The sequence below is a fragment of the Candidatus Magnetobacterium casense genome (assembly GCF_019173545.1).
Taxonomy (GTDB): domain Bacteria; phylum Nitrospirota; class Thermodesulfovibrionia; order Thermodesulfovibrionales; family Magnetobacteriaceae; genus Magnetobacterium; species Magnetobacterium cryptolimnobacter.
The window spans coordinates 1-4,286 of the sequence record NZ_JABXWD010000297.1 but is presented as its reverse complement, the minus strand read 5'-3'; the positions used below and the strand labels follow the sequence as shown (position 1 = coordinate 4,286).

General features: G+C 52.0%; 4 protein-coding genes. 3 read left to right on the top strand and 1 reads right to left on the bottom strand.

Going from position 1 to position 4,286, the window contains the following annotated elements; genetic code table 11:
- Together HWQ67_RS13625 and HWQ67_RS13620 are read left to right on the top strand one after the other, a co-directional pair.
- Positions 1-349: hypothetical protein (locus tag HWQ67_RS13625; RefSeq protein WP_218253238.1), on the top strand; the 349-nt coding region annotated here is incomplete at its 5' end.
- A gap of 193 nt (positions 350-542) precedes the next feature.
- Positions 543-1,799, top strand: coding sequence for a glutamate-5-semialdehyde dehydrogenase (locus HWQ67_RS13620; RefSeq protein WP_218253237.1), 1,257 nt, complete (start codon positions 543-545; stop codon positions 1,797-1,799).
- 15 nt (positions 1,800-1,814) lie between these two features.
- Here the strand turns inward: HWQ67_RS13620 and mqnE are convergent, their stop codons facing one another.
- A complete protein-coding gene (gene mqnE / locus HWQ67_RS13615) occupies positions 1,815-2,879 on the bottom strand; it encodes an aminofutalosine synthase MqnE (RefSeq protein WP_218253236.1) in 1,065 nt (354 codons plus the stop codon).
- A gap of 318 nt (positions 2,880-3,197) precedes the next feature.
- Between mqnE and HWQ67_RS13610 the strand changes: the two genes are divergently transcribed.
- Positions 3,198-4,130 (top strand): bifunctional riboflavin kinase/FAD synthetase, encoded by a 933-nt coding sequence (locus HWQ67_RS13610; protein ID WP_218253235.1) that lies wholly within the window; start codon positions 3,198-3,200, stop codon positions 4,128-4,130.
- The last annotated feature ends 156 nt before the right edge of the window (positions 4,131-4,286 follow it).

The window sequence follows — 4,286 nt, the reverse complement described above, 5'->3', positions numbered from 1 at the left end:
CAAGTTTGACACAAAGCTCTCTGACTTCGAAGGCAGGGTCAACACAAGGTTCTCCGATATGGAAGGCAAGTTTGACACAAAGCTCTCTGACTTCGAAGGCAGGGTCAACGCAAGGTTCTCCGATATGGAAGGCAAAATATCCGGTCTTGAAGGCAAGTTTGACACAAAGCTCTCCGACTTCGAAGGCAGGGTCAACGCAAGGTTCTCCGATATGGAAGGCAAGATATCCGGTCTTGAAGGTAAGCTCGACAGTAAGATATCCGATGCTAAATCCGATATAATAAAGTGGGTAGCGGCCATGCTTGTTGCCCAGTCTGCGGCCATAGCGGCCCTAGTAAAACTATTGTAGCTCTAAAACTATTGTAGCTCTAAAACTATTGTAGCTCTAAAACTGCTCCACACGGCACTGATAGCAACTTCGTAAGTCCCGGCAATCCTTTACATCCCCTGAGACGCACATTGCGGAGTCTCTGTATTGTCAAAACGGAGCAGGTTTTGATAGACTTGCTTATTGAAGCATAAAAACAGGAGGCATTTTTTTTATGGACTTACGGGAATACGTTACAGGCAAGGCGTTTGAGGCACGGGATGGCGCACGTGAACTGGCCAAGGCATCTGGTCATGTCAAGAAACGGGTGCTCGTTGGCATGGCCGATGCGGTCCGCAACAACAGGGCGGCCATCATCGCCGAAAACGCCAGAGACGTTGCCGCTGCCAGGGAAAAAGGATTATCTGAGGCCATGATCGACCGCCTGACCCTCAACGACAAACGCATAGAGGAAATGGCCGCCGGGTTGACAGAGGTTTCGGAACTTAAAGACCCCGTTGGTGAGATCACCAACCTGCAACGCAGACCAAACGATATGATGGTTGGCAGGATGCGTGTACCTATCGGGGTTGTGTGTATTATCTATGAGTCGCGTCCAAACGTCACAGCCGATGCTGCCGGCTTGTGCCTGATGGCCGGTAATGCCGTGATACTCAAGGGCGGTTCCGAGGCAATACACTCAAACATGGCAATAGTCTCACTCTTGCGTCAAACGCTCACCGCAGAGGGACTCCATGCCGGTGCGGTCACCTTTATCGACAACACACAGCGTGCAGCCGTTATGGAGCTGATCAAGCTCGAAGGACTCATAGACCTGATTATCCCGCGAGGAGGGGAGGGGCTAATCCGTTCGGTCACTGAAAACGCCCGTATCCCCGTGTTGAAGCACTACAAGGGCGTCTGTCATGTCTTTGTCGATGCCCACGCTAATCTCAGAATGGCCCAAGACATATGTTTCAACGCCAAGGTTCAGCGCCCCGGTACGTGCAATGCGATGGAGACGATGTTGGTTGACTCGGCCATAGCAGCGGAATTTTTGCCTGCCATGGTGGAGCGTTTCCGGCAGGCCTCCGTAGAGCTGCTGGGATGTCCGCAGACGACAAGACTCCTACCACAGATATCCCCGCTAACGGAGCAGGATTACTACAACGAGTACCTGTCCCTGAAGCTTAACATACGCATCGTCGATACACTGGATGAGGCCATCAGGCACATTGCAACCTACAGCTCCAATCACACCGACACCATAGTCACGGACAACTACCAACGTGCCATGAGATTCCTGCGTGAGGTGGACTCCGCCGCAGTGCTCATCAATGCCTCAACGCGCCTCAACGACGGCGGACAGTTTGGCCTCGGCGCCGAAATCGGCATCTCCACCGACAAGATACACGCACGCGGCCCTATGGGGATCGAAGAGCTGACATGCAACAAGTTCGTGGTCTTTGGCAACGGTCAACTCAGAGGCTGACAACAAACAACGTCCTCAGTCTATCTCTTCGTAGAAGGCGTTGCGTTGTACGGGGACCTTTCCGGCCCGTGTCAGCATGTGCTTTAGTTGTGTCACCGTGAGCATGGGGGCAGAGTCGGTGCCAGCGCTGTGTGCGATCTTCTCTTCCATCACGGTACCATCGACGTCATTGGCACCAAAGAGCAGGGCCGTCTGGGTCAGCTTTTCCCCCAGCATGATCCAGTAGGCCTTGATGTGCGGGAAGTTATCCAGGGCCAGACGGCTGATGGCAATCGTCTTGAGGTCGTCAATTGCGGATGGAAAGGGTGCCTCTATGCTGGTGTTATGCGGTTGAAAACTCAGGGGGATAAATGCCTGGAACCCGCCGGTTTGGTCCTGCAACTGCCGCAGCGCCAGGAGGTGCTCCACTCTGTCCTGGTATGACTCTATGTGTCCGTAGAGCATTGTTGCGTTTGTTTTGATACCCATTTCGTGTGCTGCCTCGTGTACGGTCAACCACCTCTGGGCGGATATCTTTTCGGGACAGAGCGCCTCTCTGACCGATGGCGCAAATATCTCCGCCCCACCACCAGGCATGGTATCAAGCCCGTGGGCCTTGAGTGTCTGCAAGGTCTGCCGCAGCCCCAGTCCGCTTATCCTACAGAGGTAGTCTATCTCCACGCCCGTAAACGCCTTGATGTGTATGTGTGGGAAGTGCTTTTTTATGGCAGAGAGCAGGTTGAGGTAGTAGATAAATGGCCAATCGGGGTGCAATCCACCTACAATATGCACCTCCACGAGGGGTTGTTGGGATGCCTGCAGCTTTTCGATTATCTCATCAATGGTGAGGGCATAGGCCCCAGCCTGACCGCTTGAACGGCTAAAGGCACAAAACTTACAGCGGTTGACGCATATGTTTGTCGGGTTGATGTGGTGGTTGCGCGTATAATACACGCGGTCGCCGTGGAGTTTGTACGTCACCTCGGAGGCCGCCTGGCCTATCGCAAACAGGTCATCCGACTCAAACAGCGACAATATATCCGCAGCGTCGAGCCTTAGTCCGTTACCGACCTTATCCAGAATGTGTCCTTCAATTGCCATGGACTATATTATAGCACATACACAACGAACGTATCCTCTTTATATTTCATGGTAACTATACTTTTACGCACCCTGGATTCCTGGTCAAGCCAGGAATGACACACTTGTAAAACGTCTGTAACTGTCATTCCTGCGAAAGCAGGAATCCATGCCTTGTAACCGCGGAATAAAACTTACCCTGCTTTTTTAAGAGGATACCAATGAACCTTCCTGTAGATATTTACAGCGAGAGTTTTTTATTTAGGCGCCTACTTTTAATAATTTCCGCTGCGTGGTAATATATACACAAGGTATTTTGGATTGGAACTCGTCAGGAGTTTGGATGACATAGCGGGGCAGTACAAGCGCCCGGTCGTAACGGTTGGGAACTTCGATGGCGTACACATGGGACACCAGAAGATATTTTCGGAGGTGGTGCGCCGTGCACGCAACATTGACGGCACTGCCATTGTAATGACCTTTGACCCACATCCGGCGGTGTTTACCAACCCTCAGTTGAAGATGAAGTTCCTTACCCCCTTTGAGATCAAGACCCAGTTGATTGAGAACTCGGAAGTTGACGTGCTCATCTGTATCGTCTTTAACAAGGAGTTTGCATCCCTGGCCCCCGAGCAGTTTATCAGGGATGTGCTCGTGCAACAGCTCGGGGTAGCTCACGTAATCGTCGGACACGGGTTTCGCTTTGGCAGGGGCAAGAAGGGAACCACGGAGAGCTTTCGCAGGTTGAGCAAGCGATTTGGCTTTGGGTTTAACGTCGTCCGAAACGTCAGACGTGGAGGACTCGTGGTCAGCAGCAGCCGAATCAGGGAACTCCTGCTCAGGGGCGACATAGACCAGACCAACAAACTCCTGGAAAGACCCTACTTTATCGACGGCATTGTCGTCAAGGGCAAGGACCGGGGTGGAAAGTGCCTTGGCATCCCCACGGCCAACCTCTGTTGTGCCGATGAGTTCCTGCCCTGCGGGGGCGTCTACGCCGTCCGTGCAAGAACCGACAACGATCTATTTGAGGGTGTGGCAAACGTTGGCCTCAATCCCACCTTTGGCGACAACGAACTCTCATGCGAGGCACATATATTTGACTACAACGGCGACCTCGTTGGCAACACCCTCAGGGTGTACTTTATCAAGCGATTGAGAGACGAAATGACGTTTGCATCCGTGGATGCGCTAAAGACCCAGATACACAAGGACATTGCCCAGGCCAAGGGACTGCTAAAAAGGTTCAACAGGGTCTACGTCAATATCTGAAGTAGTTCATAGACTATGAATCATCGTTCATAGAGTAACACCTCGATTTTTGCTTGGATTTACGCTTTTGTATATGAACATTCGTTCATGTCGGTATCCATCTCTGGTTTATAGCGCGTTTCGATTGCGTGCGATACAAGAAAAGAAAGGGGCGGC

What these genes read in the sequence shown, in the direction of transcription:
- mqnE (WP_218253236.1), bottom strand. Translation starts at nt 2,879, where the DNA reads ATGGCAATTGAAGGACACATTCTGGATAAGGTCGGTAACGGACTAAGG.
- HWQ67_RS13620 (WP_218253237.1), top strand. Translation starts at nt 543, where the DNA reads ATGGACTTACGGGAATACGTTACAGGCAAGGCGTTTGAGGCACGGGAT.